This is a genomic window from Pseudomonas sp. B707, assembly GCF_022496685.1.
Lineage (GTDB): Bacteria > Pseudomonadota > Gammaproteobacteria > Pseudomonadales > Pseudomonadaceae > Aquipseudomonas > Aquipseudomonas paraglycinae.
In genome coordinates, this window is sequence record NZ_WTVE01000019.1 from 73,453 (window position 1) to 92,898 (window position 19,446).

The following is a 19,446-nucleotide window of genomic DNA, read 5'->3' on the forward strand; positions in this document are numbered from 1 at the left end:
CGTCCCTTGTAAAACCCTGATGTAAATCAGCCCACAAAATCGCCATTTACGCGATGCTCCGGTGTTTTTTACCTCTACGCTTGAAGAGCCTGACCTGTCCCGGAGTGCCTTGTGTTTGCCAATCTGCTGATCATTCTGGCGTCGTCCCTGGTGATGATTGCCCTGTTCCGTCGCCTGCGCCTGCCACCTGTGCTGGGCTACCTGTGCGTGGGCTTGATGGTCGGGCCGAAGGCATTCGACTGGATCAATGAAAGCGAACATCTGCCGGATCTTGCCGAACTGGGCGTGGTGTTTCTGCTGTTTTCCCTGGGGCTGGAGTTCTCCCTGTCGAAAATGATTGCCCTGCGCCAGGTGGTTTTCCGACTGGGCAGCCAGCAGGTGCTGATCACCACATTCCTGCTGGGAGGCGTGCTGATGCTGTTGGGCATGCCTGCTACACCGGCCTTGCTGCTGGGCGCTGGCCTGTCGTTGTCATCCACTGCAATCGTAACCAAAGAGCTGGGCAGTCTCGGCGAAATCTTCAGCAGCCATGGCCAGAACGCGGTGGGTGTCCTGTTGTTCCAGGACGTGGTGGCCGTGTTGCTGCTGACGCTGGTGCCAGTGTTCGCCGGCAGCAGTGATCAGGCCTGGTACTGGGCGTTGCCCCTGACCTTGTTGAAGACCGTCTTGCTGTTCTTCGGTTTGTTGTTGGCCAGCCGCTGGCTGCTGCCCCGCCTGTTTCAGGAAGTCGCGGCGTCCCGCTCAGCAGAGTTGTTCGTGCTGCTGGCACTGGTGATCGTGTTGCTGACGGCCTGGCTGACCCACCTGCTGGGCCTGTCTCCGGCCCTCGGCGCGTTCCTCGCGGGCATGCTGCTGGGCGAGAGCCATTACCGGCATCAGATCGAGGCCGATATCCGGCCGTTTCGCGACATTCTGCTGGGACTGTTTTTCGTCAGCATCGGCATGCTGATCGACCTGCAACTGTTCGCCAGCCACAGCCTGCTGATTATCGGGATGACCCTGGGTTTGCTGGTGATCAAAGGCCTGGTGGTGGCGCTATTGGTGAAATGGCGCGGCAGCGACAGTGAAACGGCCTGGCGCAGCGGTCTCGCCCTCGCCCAGGGCGGTGAATTCTGCTTCGCCCTGATGGCGCAGATGCAGCAGAGCCGGTTGCTCCCCGCCGAGATCGGCGCCCTGCTGCTCGCCGCCACCTTCTGCTCGATGCTGCTGACGCCCCTGCTGTTACGCGCCGCACCGCGCATCGCCGCCGCCCTGCACCGCAAACCCAATCAGGAAGCGCAGATCGAGGAAATCAGCGCCCTCAATGCCGGGTTCGACGGGCATGTGGTGATCTGTGGCTACGGCCGTGTCGGTCAGTCGATCGGACGCTTCATGCGCAATGCCGGGCAATCCTACGTCGCGCTGGACAACGATCCGGTGCGGATTCAGGAAGCCGCCACCGCCGAACGCGACGTCCACTACGGCGATTCAACCCGCGGCGATCTGTTGATCGCCGTCGGTTTGCTGCGCGCAAGGCTGCTGGTGATTGCCGTGGATCAAGCCGACGTGGCCTTGCGGGTTCTCAAGGAGGCCAGACGCCTCAACCCGACGGTGCCGATTCTGGTGCGCACCCGGGACGACAGCCAGTCGGCAGTGCTGAAGGCAGCCGGCGCCAGCGAAGTGGTGCCGGAACTGCTGGAGTCGAGCCTGATGCTCGGCTCCCATGCCCTGATCCTGCTGGGGTTTCCTGCGCACCGGGTGCAGGAGAAAGTCGATCAGGTGCGCATCGATCGCTATCGCCTGCTTCACGGCTTTTACCCCGGAACCGACGATGAAGAGACCTAGTCCTGGCTCACCGCGCCGATCTTGTGCAGCGACAGGTCAGCGCCGTAGTACTCCTGTTCCTGGCTCAGGCGCAGACCATGCAGCGCCTTGATCGAACCATAGACAGCGAAACCGCCGATCAGCGCCACCGCCACACCGAGGGCGGTGCCAATCAACTGACTGATCAGGCTGACGCCGCCGAGTCCGCCCAACGCGGTCGAGCCGAAGATCCCGCAGGCAATGCCGCCCCACACACCACACAGACCGTGCAACGGCCAGACACCCAGCACATCGTCGATGCGCCATTTGACCTGCGCCGCCGTGAAGCACCAGACAAACAGGGCGCCGGCAATCGCGCCGGTCACCAGAGCGCCGACCGGATGCATCAGGTCGGAACCGGCACACACCGCCACCAGCCCGGCAAGCGGGCCATTGTGCAGAAAACCCGGGTCGTTGCGCCCGACGATCAGCGCCGCTACCGTGCCGCCGACCATGGCCATCAGCGAGTTGACCGCCACCAGTCCGCTGACCCCTTGCAGGGTCTGCGCGCTCATCACGTTGAAGCCAAACCAGCCGACGATCAGGATCCACGAACCCAACGCCAGAAAAGGAATGCTCGACGGCGCGAACGCCACCAGCCTGCCATCGCGATAGCGCCCGTTGCGCGGCCCGAGCAGCAACACCGCCGCCAGCGCCAGCCAGCCGCCCATGGCATGCACTACCACCGAACCCGCGAAGTCATGGAAAGGGGCACCGAACTGCGCGGTCAGCCAGGCTTGCAGACCGTAGTTGCCGTTCCAGATCATGCCTTCGAAAAACGGGTAGATGAACGCTACGATCAGCGCCGTGGCGCACAGTTGCGGCACAAACCGCGCCCGTTCCGCGATACCGCCGGAGATGATTGCCGGGATCGCCGCCGCAAAGGTCAGCAGGAAGAAAAACTTCACCAGCCCATAACCATGATCAGCACTGAGCACCGCCGCCGGCTGCAGGAAGGTCACCCCGTACGAAAGCCAGTAGCCTATAAAGAAATAGGCCAGGGTCGACACCGCAAAGTCGCTGAGAATTTTCGACAGGGCGTTGACCTGGTTTTTCTGGCGAACCGTTCCGACCTCCAGAAACGCGAAACCGGCGTGCATGGCAAGTACCATGACCGCACCGATCAGAATGAACAACGTGTTGGAACTGTGAACCAGCGTGTCCACAGCGCTTTGCAGATTTTCCATGAGGAGGCAGACCCAAGGCAGAAAAAGGCACCAAAGCGGTTCATGCGCGCATTTCATGCACCAAGTTGCGACTGCACGATCACTGATCCGGTGGTTCGGTGAACCGCTTTGGCGCACAAGGTCGATGGGCTGACATGAACCTTCATCATCCGGGCCTTGCGCTGCCCGGCTTCGCGCCCGGCAACAGCGCACTGCCACCGATCGACGCACCACGACACAGCAAAAGTTGTACCAGCCATTTGCACTGAACCTTCACACTTGGCTCATACTCGAACGCTTCAGAACACCGCTTCAGAACGCCACTTACGGAGATCCCTCATGGCCAGCATCAAGGCAAAGACTGCTCAAGAAATCCTGATGAACGACTTCCAGACTCTGGTCAGCGACACTGAGCGGTTGCTGGAACACACCGCCACGCTGGCCGGTGATCAGGCTGACGAGCTGCGCGAACAGATCCACGAAAGCCTGCTTCGCGCGCGGGAAACCCTGAAGCTGACCGAAGAAACCCTGCGCGAGCGCGGTCAGGCGGCGGTCACCGCCACCGAGGATTACGTGTCGGCCAACCCTTGGCAATCGGTGGGCATCGCCGCCGGCGTCGGCTTTCTGATCGGCCTGCTGGCCACGCGGCGCTGATCATGTCGATCGGTGAATCCGGCCCGAATGCGGGCACCGCCTCTTCCACGCGTCGCCTGGGGGCTGCCGTTCTCGGTCTGCTGCACAGCCACGTCGAACTGTTCGGCATCGAACTGCAGGAACAGAAATCACGCACCGTCAGCCTGTTGCTGTTCGCCGGTCTGGCGCTGGTGTTTGCGCTGCTGTTGCTGGTCGGCCTGTCGACGCTTGTCCTGATCGTGTTCTGGGACACGTATCGCCTGGCCGCAATTATTGGTCTGTGCGTGTTCTACACCTTGGCGGCAATCTTTTGCGCGCTGCGTCTCAAAGCCGCGATCTTCGATGAATCCTCGCCCTTCCACGGCACGCTGGAAGAACTGGCCAATGATCGGGAGCGCCTGCTGCCATGAGCCTGCCTGAACTTCCGCACAACAGCTCACGCCGGGAAATGCGCAAGGCACTGATCCGCCTGCGCATGGAAATGCATCGACAGGAGATCCGCCATGAAACCGGCCAGGTCTTGCAACCTCTGCATCGTATGCGTGGCATGACGCAGAACCTGCAGGGCGGTTTCGGCATCAAGCACGCGCCGTTGTGGGGCGTGGCGGCTGTGACGCTGCTGGGTTTCATCACGGGTAAAGGGGCCAAAAGCGGTGGCGTCGGCGGCTTGACCCGACTGATCCGCCTGGGCACCAGCCTCGCTCCGCTGATCAAGCTGGTCATGCAGAGTTCAAGCAAGCGCTGATCCCCACGCATCTGGCTGCATTCTTGCAACACCGGCGGGATTGAATCTCTTATCCGGAGATTCAATCCCGCTTGCCTATCCGGCCGGCAAAATCTGACCAGAACAAGAACGACAAGGAGGCCCCGTGATCGACGGGCAACCGCTCGCCTGCTTTCAACCTTTCATCGATACCGCCACCGGACGCATTGCAGGCGTCGAGGCACTGGGTCGTCTGCGCCAGGCCGATGGCCAACTGGCATCGGTCGGACCGCTGTTCGCCGACCCGCGCACCCCGGCCATCGCGCTGCGCCGAATGGACCGGCAGATTCGCGACAACGCGCTGAGTCGACTGCACGAGGCGCCGCCGGACTGGTTTCTCAGCCTGAACATGTCACCGCGCTGGATCAGCCGCTTGCGTGCCGACCAAGCACTGCCCAGCCTGAAGCAACTCGCGCGGCACGGTATCGACCCGCAACGGATTGTTTTCGAGATCACTGAACTGGGCGGTAACAGCCAGCGCCTGACCGAAGTCGTGGCGCGCTATCGCGATGCCGGCGCCCGGATTGCCATCGATGATTTCGGCGCGGGGTATTCACAGCTTGATCGCGTGCTGGCGCTGCAACCGGACATTCTCAAACTCGACATGCGCCTGTTCCAGGCCGCCGCACTTGGCGGACCGAGCAGTGACGTGGTCAAGGCCCTCGCGCAAATGGCCGAAAAGACCGGCTGCTGGATCATCGCCGAAGGCGTGGAAACCGCAGCGCAACTGAATTTTGCGCTGGAGTGCGGATCGCGTTACGTGCAGGGATTTCTGTTCGCCCGGGCGCAGGAGGCGCTTTTCGGTACCAATGATTTCGTGGAGCGCTTTGCCGAGCTGCGCCAGTCTTACGTGCGTCAGAAGCTGGCCGAGCGCAGCAAGCTGATGTTCATGCGCCAGCAGCTCAGCGAACTCATGACCATCCTGCAAACCTGGGCTCAGGCCCGCGCGCCGCTCAGTGCCCTGCCGCAGCTCGACGCCTTTCCCTGGCTGCTGCGCTTTTATCAGTGCGACCGTCACGGCACCCAGCTGACGCCGAACCTGGAGTGGCGACAAAGCGGCTGGGTGGCCGACAACCGCTACCTGGGCCACAACTGGTCGTGGCGCCCCTACTTCTATCACCTGCTGGCCGAAGGCTGGGAGGAACGGCGACTGACCCTTTCCAACACCTATCGCGACGCCACCAGCAACCAGTATTGCCTGACCGCCGGGCAGTTTTTCGATAACGGCGAGCGTCTGTTGCTGATCGACATTGATGCGGCGGGGCTGTAGTTGCGCTTGCAGATGCCAGCCTGAACCGGGAAGCTAGGGAATCAGTCACCAGACGGAGAGAATCAGCCTTGGATTGGCATACCCTGCTCAACCGCGAACGTCTCGGCAAACCGTTGCACAGCCCGCAGGAACTTGGCCGCAGCCCGTTCCATAAAGACCATGACCGCATCATCTTCTCCGGCGCCTTCCGCCGCCTGGGGCGCAAGACCCAGGTGCATCCGGTGTCGAGCAACGACCATATTCATACGCGCCTGACCCACTCGCTGGAAGTCAGTTGCGTCGGCCGCTCGCTGGGCATGCGTGTCGGCGAGACCCTGCGCCGCGCCCTGCCTGAATGGTGCGAACCGAGCGATCTGGGCATGGTGGTCCAGTCGGCCTGCCTGGCGCACGACATCGGCAACCCGCCGTTCGGCCATTCCGGCGAAGACGCGATCCGTCACTGGTTCCAGCAGGCTGCCGGGCGTGGCTGGCTGGATGCGATGAGCGACGCCGAGCGCGGTGACTTCCTGAACTTCGAAGGCAATGCGCAGGGCTTCCGGGTCCTCACGCAACTGGAGTATCACCAGTTCGACGGCGGCACCCGGCTGACCTACGCCACCCTCGGCACTTACCTGAAGTACCCGTGGACCGCCCGTCACGCCGACTCCCTCGGCTACAAAAAGCACAAGTTCGGTTGCTACCAAAGCGAGTTGCCGTTGCTGGAGCAGATCGCCCACAAGCTGGGTCTGCCGCAACTGGAAGAGCAGCGTTGGGCGCGCCATCCGCTGGTGTATCTGATGGAGGCGGCGGACGATATCTGCTACGCCTTGATCGATCTGGAAGATGGCCTGGAAATGGAGCTGCTGGAATACGCCGAAGTCGAGTCGCTGCTGCTCGGCCTGGTCGGCGATGATCTGCCGGAAACCTATCGCCAGCTCGGTCCCCAGGATTCGCGCCGGCGCAAACTGGCGATCCTGCGCGGCAAGGCCATCGAGCACCTGACCAACGCCGCTGCCCGGGCATTCGTCGAACAACAGGACGCGCTGCTGGCCGGTACGCTGCCGGGGGATCTGGTGGAACACATGCACGGACCGGCCAAACGCTGTGTGTTGAACGCCAAGGACATCGCCCGCAAGAAAATCTTCCAGGACAAGCGCAAGACCCTGCATGAGATCGGCGCCTACACGACCCTGGAGATTCTGCTCAACGCCTTCTGCGGTGCTGCCCTGGAACAGCACAACGGCCGCACGCCGTCGTTCAAGAGCCGCCGGATTCTCGATCTGCTGGGCAATAATGCGCCGAACCCGCACGGCCCGCTGCATGCATCGTTCCTGCGCATGATCGACTTCATCGCCGGCATGACCGACAGCTACGCCAGTGACATGGCACTGGAAATGACCGGACGTTCCAGCCATTGACGCCTGCTCCCCGACCGATCTGCAATGGATTGGTCGGGAGGGCCGAAGATAATGTCTTAAATAAACAAAGAACAATCATCGAAGGTCTTTTCCCGATAAACTTTCTCTGCGCACTTAAACTTATATCAAGCCCCGTCACTGGACATCTCACGCATCTACCTACGGCAAACCTAGTTAACACGTAGTCTGATTCCTCTTTATTTGTAGGACTTATCCTAGATTGCCGCTAACACTCCGTCAGTTCATGCGACCGCTCATTCATCTGAGCTAAGGTGCGCCCTTTATTCGCGCTCGTATGGGATTTGATTATGAACTCCGTTTTTATTGTCGACGATCACCCGGTCATCCGCCTCGCCGTTCGAATGCTGCTGGAGCATGAAGGTTATAAAGTAGTCGGAGAAACCGATAACGGTGTCGATGCCATGCAGATGGTTCGCGAATGCATGCCCGACCTGATCATTCTCGACATCAGCATTCCCAAACTCGACGGTCTGGAGGTCCTGGCCCGCTTCAACTCCATGAGTTCGCCGTTCAAGACCCTGGTGCTGACCGCACAATGCCCGACCCTGTTCGGCATTCGCTGCATGCAGTCAGGTGCGTCGGGGTATGTATGCAAACAGGAAGACCTGAGTGAACTGGTCAGTGCAATCAAAGCCGTACTGTCCGGTTATAACTACTTTCCCAGCCAGGCCTTGAATCCGGTTCGTCACGATGATGTGCGCTATGTAGAACTTGAACTTTTCAAGTCCGTCAATGATCGGGAACTCATGGTCCTGCAACTATTTGCCCAAGGCCGCACCAACAAGGAAATTGCCAAAGGCATGTTTCTCAGCAATAAAACCGTCAGCACTTATAAAAAACGCCTGATGCAAAAACTCAAAGCCAAGTCCCTTGTAGAACTTATCGAAATGGCCAAACGTAACGCACTCGTGTGAGAGCCAACATGCCCAGTCGCTTAAAGAGTTTTCTGATTGCATTGAGTGCATGCCTGAGTCTCAGCGCGCCTGTCACAGTTGCATCGTCAACCTTCCAGGACCTTGCCCTGCTCGCGCGTTCGACCGACAGATCAATTCCGGTCCTGTTCGAGCCATCGCAAGAGGCGTGGCTGCACACTCGCAATGAGTTGATTCTGGGAGCATCCGCTCCGGACTACCCCCCTTTCGACATGACAACCAGCGGACACGACTACGAAGGTTTCACAGCGGACTACGCCGGGCTGGTGGGACAGGCGACGGGGCTACCGGTCAAGGTCAGGCGCTTCGCCTCGCGCGAGGCCGCGATCCGCGCATTGATCGAGGGCAGCATCGACATGCTCGGTACGTCCAACGGGTTCGAAGCGGAGAACGCCAACATCATGCTGTCCAGGCCATACGCAGTCGATCAACCGGTCCTGGTCACACGCGAAGGCGAAACCCGCTCTCTGACCGAAGGCCTGGCCAGTCTGCGGCTGAGCATGCTCTATCACTACCTGCCGCTGGAGGAGGTCAAGGCGATGTATCCCAAAGCCCTCATCACCTCCTATCCGTCCTACCAGAACGCGATCAATGCCGTCGCGTTCGATCAGGCGGACGTGTTTCTCGGCGACACCATCTCCACTCACTACATGATCAGCAAGGGCTATCTGAACAACATCCGCATGGCCAACTTCGGCAAGCACGAAGCCCACGGCTTCAGCTTCGCCGTGCATCGCAACAATACGCAATTGACCGGCATCATCGACGCGGTGCTCAAGGCGGTTCCGGGCAGCGAGCGCGAAAACATCGCCAAACGCTGGAGTGTCGGCAGCGACACACTGCTCACCGACCAGAAGTTGCAACTGACCAAGCGTGAAGAACAATGGCTGAAAAGGAATCCGGTGGTAAGCGTCGTCGTCAACGAAGCCTTCGCACCGCTGACGTTCTTCGACAGTGATGGCAACTTTCGCGGCATCAGTGCCGACCTGCTCGAACTTATTCGCCTGCGCACCGGTCTGCGATTCGAGATACGCCGCAGTCGCAGCGATGCCGAGATGATCAGGCAGATTGAAAATCACCAGGCCGACCTGATTGCCGCCCTGCTACCCACCGCTCAGCGCGAGGAAACCCTGACCTTCAGCCGTCCCTACCTGGAAAACTCCTACGTTCTGTTGACCCGAAAAGCGGCCGACAGCCCGACGCACCTGGGCCAGCTCAAACGCAAACGTCTGGCGATCGCGCAGGGCAATCCGATGATCGAATACCTGCGCACCGAATTTCCACGTATCCAGCTGATCGAAACGCCGGACACCTTCAGCGCCGTAGCGTTGCTCGACGAAGGCCAGGTCGAGGGCGCAGTGAACTCGCTGGTCATCGCCAACTACTTCATCTCCTCCCGCATTTTCGAACAGCCACTGCAGATCACCACCACCATCGGCACACGTCAGGCGGCGTTCTCGCTGGCAACTGCCAGGGACAGCACGGAACTGGGCTCGATCATCGACAAGACCCTGATGAGCATCACCCCCGAAGAACTGGGCATCATCAATGGCCGCTGGCGGGGTTACTCAAGTGTTTCGCAAGGCACCTGGCGTCAATACCAGCGCTTTTTCTATCAGGCGATCGGCGGGGCCTGCCTGCTGTTGCTGCTGTCGCTGTTCTGGAATGCCTACATGCGCCGCCAGATCAATCAACGCAAGGCAGCCGAACGGGCGTTGAACGACCAGCTGGAGTTCATGGGTTCACTGGTCAACGGCACGCCCCATCCAATCTATGTGCGTGACCGACAGGGACTTCTGCAAAGCTGCAATGACAGCTATCTCCATGCGTTCAATGCCCGGCGTGAAGACGTCATCGGCAAAAGCGTGATGCAGGGTGCATTGAATAATGCTTTCGAGGCACAGACTTTTCAGGCCGACTACCAGCGGGTGGTGGCCGAGGGCAGGCCGCTGGTGCTCGACCGGCCGCTGCAGATCGGCAACCGGCGCCTGACGATCTATCACTGGATCCTGCCGTACCGGGACTCCAGTGGTGAAGTGCGGGGGATCATCGGCGGCTGGATCGACATCAGTGAGCGTCGCGAGCTGCTCGACGAACTGCGCTCGGCCAAGGAACGGGCGGACGATGCCAATCGCGCCAAAAGTACGTTCCTGGCGACCATGAGCCACGAGATCCGCACCCCGATGAACGCAGTGATCGGCATGCTCGAATTGACGCTCAAGCGCATGGATCAGGCTCACCCGGATCGCTCCGGAATCGAAACGGCCTACCATTCGGCCAAGGATCTGCTGGGCCTGATCGGCGACATACTGGACATTGCCCGCATCGAATCCGGGCGATTGAGCCTGCACCCCGAGCGAATCAACCTGATTGATACCATAGGCTCAGTGGTCAGGATCTTCGAAGGCCTCGCCCGACAGAAACAGCTCTCACTGGAAGTTAGCGTCACTCCTGCCGAATTGAATGTCGATGTGCACCTCGACCCCCTGCGCTTCAAGCAAGTGCTGTCGAACCTGATCAGCAATGCCATCAAGTTCACCGAAGAAGGACACATCAGGATCACGCTGGATGTTCTACCCACGAATGATCCCGAACGCTCGATGGTGCAGTTGACCGTACAGGACAGCGGCATCGGGATCACGACGCAGGATCAGTCGCGTCTGTTCGAACCCTTTGCCCAGGCCGGTAATGGCGGACAGAGAACCGTCAGCGGTGCAGGACTGGGATTGGTCATCAGCCGTAACCTGTGCGAGATGATGGGTGGAAAACTGCGGTTGAGCAGCCTGCCCGGAGTCGGCACCCAGGTCAGTCTGTCGCTGCCACTGACGATTTTTCCAGCGAGAGTGACAAAAGCTGAGGACGAGCCGCAGATTCACGCGTCTCTCACCCCGCTGACGGTTCTGGTGGTCGATGACCATCCGGCCAACCGGTTGCTGATGTGCCAGCAGCTGGAATACCTCGGCCATCGTTTCTGTATCGCCGAAGACGGCCTGCGCGGACTGGAAGAATGGAAGAGCGGTGAGTTTGATCTGGTCATCGCCGATTGCAACATGCCCGTCATGAACGGCTACGAGCTGACCCGCGCGATTCGTCAGCACGAAAAGCTGACCCACCGCCCGGCTTGCACCGTGTTGGGGTTCACCGCCAATGCCCAGCCCGAAGAGATCCTGCGCTGCAAGCAGGCAGGCATGAACGAATGCCTGTTCAAACCCCTGAGCCTCAACAGCCTGAGCCAATGGGTCAACAGCGTTCAGCCGCTGTTCCGCGCGCCGGCGTTCAACCTGCAGGGGCTCACACTGCTGACCGGCGGCAACCCTTCCCAGACTCACCGCCTGCTGGCAGAACTGCTCAACAGCAGCCGCGTTGACCGACAGGAATTGCAGGCACTGTCCCTTACTCGGGATCCCCCTGCGCTGGCCGTCATCGCCCACAAGATCAAGGGCGCGGCCCGAATTGCCCAGGCCTCGCGCCTGATCGACAGCTGCGATGCGCTTGAGCAGGCGTGCCTGCAAGCGCTGCCGGGGGATGAGATCGAGCGTCGCTGTCAGGCCAGCCGTCTCGCCATCCTGGAACTGGAGCAGGCACTGGAACAGCAACTCGCCCGGATCCACCAGAGCAAAGTGACCGGGGCTTAACTATGCTTGGACGCTGAGCAGTGTGCTTACCTATACGGAGAGTCCGCAATGCCCAGCCCACTGCGCCCGGAACAACGCCGGTTTCCGCTGCATGTGCACATCAGCGTCATGTTCACTTTTCTGCTGTTGCTCACCGGGGTGGTGCTGGGTCTGTTCAACTATCGGCAGACCACGCAGATCATCCTGTCGAGCAGCGAAAAACTGTTCAACCGCATCGAACAGGATGTGCGCCTTGATCTGCAGGCCACTTATGAACCGATTCGACACCTGCTGAGCCTGCTGGCGGACACCCCCGCCGCCCGCTCTTCCGGCCTCGAACCGCGTCTGGCGCTGCTCAAGCCGTTCAGCCAGTCACTGACGGACAACCCGGACCTGGCCTCGCTGTACCTGGGTTATGGCAACGGCGATTTTTTCATGGTCCGTCCTTTGCGCACACCCGCGCTGAAAACCCTGCTCAAGGCACCCGACGCCGCGGCATTTCAGGTCTGGAGCATCGAACATGACGCCAGCGGTCAGGCGCATTCGCAGTCGCTGTTCTTCGACCAGGCCCTGTCCCCGGTCGGCCGGCAGGACAATCCCGACGATCCTTATGATCCCCGCAGCCGGGCGTGGTACATCAACGCACGGCAGCAGACCGAACAGATCACCACCGAACCCTACGTCTTTTTCTCCACCCACAACGTCGGCACGACGCTGGCCCGGCGCAGCGGTGAAGACGCGGTAATCGGCGCCGACCTGACCCTCGACGCGCTCTCCGCAACCCTGATCAAACACGTGGTGACACCGGCCACGGAAATCGTCCTGTTCGACGCCGACGGCAACGCCGTGGCCTACCCCGACAGCAGCCGGCTGATCGTCGATGATCGTACGGCGCGTCTGGCCAAGGCTGCCGACCTGAGCCCCGCCCTTGGCGCCTTGTTGTCCGGCCATCAGGGCAATCGACTCAAGGCCGACGGTCGGCTATGGATCGTCGCCCGCAGCCAGTTGCAGGAAGGCGGGCCGAAAGGTTTGCAGATGGCGTTGCTGGTGCCGGAGGACGAGTTGCTGGTCGATGCCTATCGCATGCGCTGGCAAGGCGCGCTGATCACCTTGGCCACCCTGCTGTTGTGCCTGCCGCTCGGGTGGCTGATCTCGCGAATTCTGGTCAAGCCGCTGCATGCGCTGGTCAAGGAAGCCGATGCGATCCGCAGCTTCGATTTCAATTTTCCCGTGACCCGTCGATCACCGGTGCTGGAGGTCGACCAGCTGAGTCTGTCGATGGCCCGCATGAAAGACACCCTGGCCAGCTTTTTTCGGATCACCGACAGCCTGACTGCTGAAACCCGCTTCGAACCGCTGCTGCAACGGGCGCTGTTCGAGACCGTGCAGATCGCCCAGGCTCAGGCGGGCCTGATTTATCTGCGCGAAAACGACGGCAATCGCATGGAGCCCTACGGGCTGGTGGTCGATGGCGCGTCCCAAGCTCTGGCCGCGTTCGATATTCAGGGGCGCAATCTTGACGCCACTGAGAGCCCCGAATGGTTCCGGCAACTGGCGAACGCCAACACGGTGGTGAGCAATCTGGGCTTCGAACAGGCCACCGATCTGCAGAAAGTGCTGCTGGCCATGGAGTCGCCAAGGGTGCACCTGATCGGTATCCGCCTGCATAACCGGCACAACGAGACCGTCGGCCTGCTGGTGCTGTTGATCAATGACAGCGGCACGGCGAGTGATCTGGAAAAGCTGCGGCCCGACCGCATTGCCTTCCTGCAAGCGGTGTCCGGGGCAGCGGCGGTGAGTATCGAAAGCCAGCGCCTGCAAGCCCGGCAGAAGCAACTGCTGGATGCGTTCATTCAACTGCTGGCCGGCGCGATCGATGCCAAGAGCCCTTATACCGGCGGGCATTGCCAGCGTGTGCCGGAGCTGACCCTGATGCTCGCCCACGCCGCCGCGGCCAGTCAGGCACCGGAATTCAGCGATTACCAGCCGAACGAAGACGAATGGGAGGCCCTGCACATCGCCGCATGGCTGCACGATTGCGGCAAGGTCACGACCCCGGAATACGTGGTCGACAAAGCCACCAAACTGGAAACCCTGAACGATCGCCTGCATGAAATCCGCACCCGCTTCGAAGTGCTCAAGCGCGATGCCTGGGTCAGCTACTGGCAAGCCCTGGCCATGGGCGGCGAAGAGCGGCAACTGGCCGAGCTGCGCGACGCAACCCTGACAGCACTGGATGATGATTTTGCATTCGTCGCCCACTGCAATCTGGGCAGTGAAGCGATGGCCGAGGCCGACCTGCAACGCCTGCAAGGCATCGCGAAACGCCCATGGACGCGCACGCTGGATGATCGGCTGGGCCTGTCATGGGAAGAGAACCGGCGTCAGTCACGCACCCCGGCACCGACCTTGCCGGCCACCGAACCGTTGCTGGCAGACAAGCCGGAGCATCTGCTGGAGCGCGCCGAAGGTGAGTTGATTCCGGAGGACAATCCGTGGGGCTTCAAGCTCGACGTGCCGCCCTATAAATACAATCGCGGCGAGCTGTACAACCTGAGCATCCCCCGGGGCACCCTGACCCGCGAAGAACGCTACATCATCAACCACCACATGGTGCAGACGATCCTGATGCTCAGCCACCTGCCCTTCCCCGGGCATCTGAACAGCGTGGCGGAAATCGCTGGCGGGCATCACGAAAAGATGGACGGCACCGGTTATCCCAAGCGCCTGAAACGCGAAGACATGAGCCTGCCGGCGCGCATGATGGCGATTGCCGATATTTTCGAAGCCCTGACCGCCGCCGACCGCCCGTACAAAAAGGCCAAGTCCCTCAGTGAAGCGCTGGGGATCATGGCCACCATGTGCCGCGAGGCGCACATCGATGCCGAGCTGTTCGGGCTGTTCATCCGCGATGGCGTGTATTTGCAGTACGCCACGCGGTTTCTCGATCCACGGCAGATCGATGCCGTGGACCCGGCGGCCGTGCTGTTCAAGGCAGGCCTTACAGCGTGATCAGCAGTCGGTCAGGCGCAGGAAGATCGCCGCCAGTTGTTCGATCCCGGCCTGATCGTCGGCACCGAAACGCGCGAGCTTCGGGCTGTCGAGGTCGAGCACGCCGATCAGACGGCCGTCCTTGACCAACGGCACGACCAGTTCGCTGTTCGACGCACTGTCGCAGGCGATATGGCCGGGGAACGCGTGAACGTCTTCAACCCGTTGCGTTTGCAAGCTGGCAGCCGCCGCGCCGCACACACCGCGTCCGAACGGAATGCGCACGCAGGCGATCTGGCCCTGGAACGGACCGAGCACCAGCTCTTCGTTGCGATTGAGGTAGAAACCGGCCCAGTTCAGGTCATCGAGCTGGTTGAACAGAAACGCCGAAACCTGCGCGGCGTTGGCGATGAAATCGCGCTCGTCCGCCAGCAGCGATTCCAGTTGCGCGGCCAACATGCCATAGCCTTCGAGGCCCTGGCCGCTCTGTTGCAAATCAATCATGCCTTGTGCTCCAACAATTTCAGTCCCACCCAGTAACGGGCGAATTGGTACGCGCAACGTCCGTTGCGGTTGCCACGGCCGGTTGCCCAGCGCACGGCGAGAATGTCCAGCTGTTCGTCGCGCTCCCAGCTCAGGCCGGCCTTGGCGGCCAACTGGCCGATCCAGTGCTCGACGACGTTGAGGAAATGTTCCTGGGTAAACGGATAGAACGACAGCCACAGGCCGAAACGATCCGACAGCGCGATCTTGTCTTCTACCGCCTCGCTCGGATGCAGCTCGCCATCGACGCGCTTCCAGTTTTCGTTGTCGCTTTCCTTTTCCGGCACCAGATGACGACGGTTGGAAGTGGCGTACAGCAACACGTTGTCAGGTGCCTGTTCGAGCGAGCCGTCCAGCACGCTTTTCAGCACGCGGTAGTCGCCTTCACCGGACTCGAACGACAAGTCGTCGCAGAACAGCACAAAGCGTTGCGGCAGCTTGGCGATCTGCTCCACCACCCGTGGCAGGTCCGCCAGGTGATCGCGCTCGATTTCGATCAAACGCAAACCGGCCTTGGCGTGTTCAGCCAACAGCGCCCGCACCAGCGACGATTTACCGGTACCGCGCGAACCCCACAGCAGCGCGTGGTTGGCCGGCATGCCGTCGAGAAATTGCTGAGTGTTGCGGCCCAGTTGCTCCAGCTGGCGGTCGACGCCGATCAGGTCCGACAAGCGCATGTCGAGGCTGACTTCCAGCGGCAGCAGATAACCGCTGCGACCGTCACGCTGCCAGCGTGCGGCGAGGCAGGTGCCCCAGTCGATGACCGGGCGTGGAGCCGGCAGCAGTGGTTCGATCCGCGCCAGAACCGACTCGGCGCGCTCAAGAAAAGCATTCAATCGGGAATCCACGTCTTCTCCTCGGGCTCGTTCACAGTGATGATGGCGGTGCAGCGACGACACACAGCGTTCGAAACCAGTCCCGGCCCTTGTTACAAGGCGCTTCGGGAACCCCGGAATCCATGCATGATCGACTATGCTTGAGCAGCGAAGGGAAACGGAAGTGGTTCAACACCCCATGGATATCAAATTCACCCACCGGCTGTCGTACAAACAGGCCCGGCTTACCGTGCTGGTCGGGTTCATTCTGGGCACGCTGCTCAGCCTGCTGCAAATCGGCATCGATTATGCCAGTGAAGACGCGTCCATCAACCGTGAAATCCTGTCTTTGCTGGAAATCAGCCACAACCCGGCCTCGCGCATCGCCTATAACATCGATGCCGAACTGGCGCAGGAACTGACCCTGGGCCTGCTGCGCTCGCCGGCGATCATTTCCGCACAACTGACCGACAACAATCAGACGGTGCTGGCCAACGTCAAACGCCCGGAGCTGCAAAGCGGCTACCGGATGATCAGCGACTTCCTGTTCGGCGCCAAACGCCAGTTCGAAGACCGCCTCTACCTCGATCACCTGCCCAACGAATCCCTCGGCACCTTGAAACTGGAAGTCGACACCTACGCGTTCGGCAGCCGCTTCCTGCGCCGGGCCGAGGTCACGCTGCTCAACGGGTTTGCCCGCAGCCTGATTCTCACCGGGATTCTGCTCGCGCTGTTCTACGTGATGCTGACCAAACCGCTGGTGCGGGTGATCCGCGAACTCAGCGGCCGCGACCCGCGCAGCGCCGAGCCGACGACCCTGGAATGTCCGGGCGGGCACGCCAACGACGAGATCGGCGTGCTGGTCAAGGTTGCCAACCAGCAGTTCGAAAACATCGCCACCGAAATCCAGCAGCGGCGCAATGCGGAAAACCGCCTCACCGACTACCTCGCGCAACTCGAAGACATCGTGTCGGCGCGTACCGCCGAGCTCAAGGCGATCAACGCGCGGCTCAGCCAGTCCAACCAGGAACTGGAAGTGGCCCGCAGCACGGCACTGGACATGGCCGAGGCACGCTCGGCGTTTCTCGCCAACATGAGCCACGAGATCCGCACCCCGCTCAACGGCCTGCTGGGGATGATCGCCCTGTCGCTCGACGGCCCGCTCAACGCCGAACAACAGCAACAACTGTCGATCGCCCACGACTCGGGCAAGGTATTGGTGGAGCTGCTCAACGATATTCTCGACCTGTCGAAATTCGATGCCGGGCAACTGGAGCTCGAACACATTCCATTCGATCTTGGCTCGCTGATCGAAGACACCGCCAACCTGCTGTCGCAGAACGCGGCGCCGAGTGTCGAACTGACCTGCCTGATCGATCCGTACTTTCCGGCGCTGGTGCTCGGCGATCCGACCCGGGTCAGGCAGATCGTCAGCAACCTGTTGTCCAACGCCCTGAAATTCACCCGCTTCGGTCGGGTCGATGTGCGCTTGTCCACCTGGAAAGACGGCGTCCGGATCGAAGTCTGCGACACCGGTATCGGCATCGCCCAGGAAGCGCAGGTGAAGATTTTCCAGCCGTTCACCCAGGCGGGTGCCGGCATCACTCGCCAGTACGGCGGCACCGGGTTGGGCCTGGCACTGACCTACAACCTGTGCGAAGCCATGCAGGGGCGCCTGACCATCAGTTCCGAAGTGGGTTTCGGCAGTCAGTTCTGCGCCGAACTGCCACTGCCCTGCCACACTCGAGCGGTGATTCCGCCACCGTTGCACGGCAAGGTGCTGGCGATCACCAACGCGGTCAGCGGGCTGGCGGAACTGCTGGAAAGTCTGCTGCCGGTCTGGGGACTGACCTACGAGCAGCGAACCCTCGACGACCCGCTGCTCGGTCTGTCCCCCGACGTCATCATCACCGACTGCCCGGAATGCCTGTTCGGCCTGCGCCCGGCGATGACGGCACCGATTCTGCTGGTGACTGCCTACGGCAGTTTCATGCCGGGTGAAGAAGCCGCCGCCCTCGCCCCGTTGCAGCAGCAGGCGCGACCGCTGGCTCGCAACGCGCTGTATCAGAATCTGCGCCGGACGCTGCAGCCGGACCTCACCACCATCGACCGCGCACGCCTCGAAAGCGTGCCGTCGCAGCGGCGCGGTCGGGTGCTGCTGGTGGAGGACAACCCGGTCAACCAGTTGGTGGCCAAGGGCATGCTGGGCAAACTCGGCTGCGACGTAGTAGTCGCCGCCCATGGCGTGGAAGCGCTGGATCAGCTGGAACACGACGAATTCGATCTGGTGCTGATGGACTGCAACATGCCGGTGATGGACGGCTACGAAGCCAGTCGCCAGATCCGTCAGAGCGGGCGCTGGCCGCATCTGCCGATTGTCGCCCTGACCGCCAACGCCATGTCCGAGGAGCGCGAACGTTGCCGGGCCGCGGGCATGAGCGACTATCTGGCCAAGCCGTTCCGTCGGGAAGAACTGGCAGCGCTGCTGGACCAGTGGATTCCGACTACGACAGTGCTTTGATCTGCCCCAGCAAGTGATCGAGACCGTCGCGCAAGTCATTGAGCCGGTCCAGATCCACCCCGCTGTCGCACAACAGTCGCGCCTTCAACGGCCCGACCTGTTCACGCAGCGCCTGCCCCTGCGGCGTGAGGCTCAGATGAACCTCGCGTTCGTCCCGGGCCGAGCGCTGACGCTGGACCAGTTGCAGTTGCTCCAGACGTTTGAGCAGCGGCGTCAGCGTGCCGGAATCCAGTGCCAGACGTTCACCCAGCGCCTTGACCGTCGGCTGCTCCGGCGCGGATTGCTGCCACTCCCACAACACCAGCATCGCCAGGTATTGCGGGTAGGTCAGACCGAGCTGATCGAGCATCGGCTTGTAGGCACGGATCACCGCCCGCGATGCGGCATACAACTTGAAGCACAGCTGACTGTCGAGCTTCAGCGAATCGGCGGACAGGCTGTTCATTTGAGCAGGGCTTCGATCTCGCGGCTCAGATCCTGCGGCTTGGTGGCCGGGGCGAAGCGCTTGACCAACTGGCCGTCCTTGCCGATCAGAAACTTGGTGAAATTCCACTTGATGCCCTGGGAGCCCAGCACGCCCGGCGCGCGTTTCTTCAACTGCACGAACAGTGGATGCGCGCCGTTACCGTTGACTTCGATCTTCTTGAACAGCGGGAAGCTGACACCGTAGTTCAGCTCGCAGAACTCGCTGATGGCGCCCTCGTTGCCCGGCTCCTGCTTGCCGAACTGGTTGCACGGGAAGCCCAGCACCACCAGGCCCTGATCCTTGTAGGTCTGCCACAGTTCCTCAAGGCCTTTGTACTGCGGCGTGAAACCGCATTTGCTGGCGGTATTGACCACCAGCACTGCCTTGCCGGCGAAATCGGCGAGGGTCTTTTGCTCGCCTTTGATGGTGGTGCACGGAATGTTCAGCAGGTTATCGCTCATGGTGCGCACTC

Annotated in this window: 15 protein-coding genes; 10 read left to right on the forward strand and 5 right to left on the reverse strand. The window is 61.2% G+C overall.

Annotated features, from left to right (window positions below; translation table 11 throughout):
• Positions 1–111: 111 nt before the first annotated feature.
• Positions 112–1,824, forward strand: coding sequence for a monovalent cation:proton antiporter-2 (CPA2) family protein (locus GQX66_RS09205; protein ID WP_240868385.1), 1,713 nt, complete (start codon positions 112–114; stop codon positions 1,822–1,824).
• On the opposite strand, the gene GQX66_RS09210 is transcribed toward GQX66_RS09205, so the two are convergent.
• Positions 1,821–3,029, reverse strand: a complete 1,209-nt coding sequence (locus tag GQX66_RS09210; protein ID WP_085744955.1) for an ammonium transporter — start codon at positions 3,027–3,029, stop codon at positions 1,821–1,823. The genes GQX66_RS09205 and GQX66_RS09210 overlap by 4 nt on opposite strands.
• A gap of 318 nt (positions 3,030–3,347) precedes the next feature.
• Here GQX66_RS09210 and GQX66_RS09215 point away from each other — a divergent pair, with 318 nt between their 5' ends.
• The 8 genes from GQX66_RS09215 (at position 3,348) to GQX66_RS09250 (ending at position 14,650) form a co-directional block, all read left to right on the forward strand.
• Positions 3,348–3,662, forward strand: a complete 315-nt coding sequence (locus GQX66_RS09215) for a YqjD family protein (protein WP_085744956.1) — start codon at positions 3,348–3,350, stop codon at positions 3,660–3,662.
• 2 nt (positions 3,663–3,664) lie between these two features.
• Positions 3,665–4,051 (forward strand): phage holin family protein, encoded by a 387-nt coding sequence (locus tag GQX66_RS09220; protein WP_085744957.1) that lies wholly within the window; start codon positions 3,665–3,667, stop codon positions 4,049–4,051.
• Positions 4,048–4,386, forward strand: coding sequence for a hypothetical protein (locus tag GQX66_RS09225; RefSeq protein ID WP_085744958.1), 339 nt, complete (start codon positions 4,048–4,050; stop codon positions 4,384–4,386). The genes GQX66_RS09220 and GQX66_RS09225 overlap by 4 nt, the downstream gene beginning before the upstream one ends.
• A 124-nt stretch (positions 4,387–4,510) precedes the next feature.
• Entirely contained in the window at positions 4,511–5,674 is a 1,164-nt protein-coding gene (locus tag GQX66_RS09230) for an EAL domain-containing protein (protein ID WP_085744959.1), read from the forward strand.
• A 68-nt stretch (positions 5,675–5,742) separates the two neighbouring features.
• The gene (locus GQX66_RS09235; protein WP_085744960.1) at positions 5,743–7,071 is read left to right on the forward strand and encodes a deoxyguanosinetriphosphate triphosphohydrolase; all 1,329 of its coding nucleotides are present in this window, start codon (positions 5,743–5,745) and stop codon (positions 7,069–7,071) included.
• A gap of 308 nt (positions 7,072–7,379) precedes the next feature.
• The gene (locus GQX66_RS09240; RefSeq protein ID WP_007955724.1) at positions 7,380–8,006 is read left to right on the forward strand and encodes a response regulator transcription factor; all 627 of its coding nucleotides are present in this window, start codon (positions 7,380–7,382) and stop codon (positions 8,004–8,006) included.
• An 8-nt stretch (positions 8,007–8,014) separates the two neighbouring features.
• Complete coding sequence (locus GQX66_RS09245) at positions 8,015–11,659, forward strand: transporter substrate-binding domain-containing protein (protein ID WP_085744961.1); 3,645 nt, start codon at positions 8,015–8,017, stop codon at positions 11,657–11,659.
• A 48-nt stretch (positions 11,660–11,707) separates the two neighbouring features.
• Positions 11,708–14,650 (forward strand): HD domain-containing phosphohydrolase, encoded by a 2,943-nt coding sequence (locus GQX66_RS09250; RefSeq protein WP_240868400.1) that lies wholly within the window; start codon positions 11,708–11,710, stop codon positions 14,648–14,650.
• Here the strand turns inward: GQX66_RS09250 and GQX66_RS09255 are convergent, their stop codons facing one another.
• Positions 14,651–15,133: a GAF domain-containing protein gene (locus GQX66_RS09255; RefSeq protein ID WP_240868402.1), complete on the reverse strand. Its 483-nt coding sequence runs from the start codon at positions 15,131–15,133 to the stop codon at positions 14,651–14,653. It abuts the gene before it with no gap.
• Positions 15,130–16,020 carry an ATP-binding protein gene (locus tag GQX66_RS09260; RefSeq protein ID WP_007955716.1) on the reverse strand — a complete coding sequence of 297 codons (891 nt, stop codon included), beginning with the start codon at positions 16,018–16,020 and terminating at the stop codon, positions 15,130–15,132. The genes GQX66_RS09255 and GQX66_RS09260 overlap by 4 nt, the downstream gene beginning before the upstream one ends.
• Positions 16,021–16,186: 166 nt before the next feature.
• On the opposite strand from GQX66_RS09260, the gene GQX66_RS09265 reads away from it, so the two are divergent.
• Positions 16,187–18,508 carry a response regulator gene (locus GQX66_RS09265; protein WP_129972561.1) on the forward strand — a complete coding sequence of 774 codons (2,322 nt, stop codon included), beginning with the start codon at positions 16,187–16,189 and terminating at the stop codon, positions 18,506–18,508.
• Here the strand turns inward: GQX66_RS09265 and GQX66_RS09270 are convergent.
• On the reverse strand, positions 18,492–18,953 hold the full coding sequence (locus GQX66_RS09270; protein ID WP_085744964.1) for a MarR family transcriptional regulator: 462 nt from the start codon (positions 18,951–18,953) through the stop codon (positions 18,492–18,494). The two genes, GQX66_RS09265 and GQX66_RS09270, sit on opposite strands and share 17 nt — an antisense overlap.
• Entirely contained in the window at positions 18,950–19,435 is a 486-nt protein-coding gene (locus GQX66_RS09275) for a glutathione peroxidase (protein ID WP_085607138.1), read from the reverse strand. The genes GQX66_RS09270 and GQX66_RS09275 overlap by 4 nt, the downstream gene beginning before the upstream one ends.
• Between the last annotated feature and the right edge of the window lie 11 nt (positions 19,436–19,446).